1 rRNA gene is annotated in these 416 nt (G+C 52.2%); it reads left to right on the top strand.

The features are described from left to right. Nucleotides 1-406, top strand: a 16S ribosomal RNA gene (locus tag KQJ19_RS23855); the annotation flags it as partial. Nucleotides 407-416 lie beyond the last annotated feature (10 nt).

The following is a 416-nucleotide window of genomic DNA, read 5'->3' as shown; positions in this document are numbered from 1 at the left end:
CGGCCGGGAACTCAAAGGAGACTGCCAGTGATAAACTGGAGGAAGGTGGGGATGACGTCAAGTCATCATGGCCCTTACGAGTAGGGCTACACACGTGCTACAATGGCATATACAAAGAGAAGCGACCTCGCGAGAGCAAGCGGACCTCATAAAGTATGTCGTAGTCCGGATTGGAGTCTGCAACTCGACTCCATGAAGTCGGAATCGCTAGTAATCGTGGATCAGAATGCCACGGTGAATACGTTCCCGGGCCTTGTACACACCGCCCGTCACACCATGGGAGTGGGTTGCAAAAGAAGTAGGTAGCTTAACCTTCGGGAGGGCGCTTACCACTTTGTGATTCATGACTGGGGTGAAGTCGTAACAAGGTAACCGTAGGGGAACCTGCGGTTGGATCACCTCCTTACCTTAAAGAA

It is taken from the genome of Citrobacter sp. S46_ASV_140 (assembly GCF_018919545.1).
Taxonomy (GTDB): domain Bacteria; phylum Pseudomonadota; class Gammaproteobacteria; order Enterobacterales; family Enterobacteriaceae; genus Citrobacter; species Citrobacter braakii.
The sequence above is the reverse complement of the archived record's forward strand: the minus strand, read 5'-3'. Positions and strand labels throughout refer to the sequence as shown.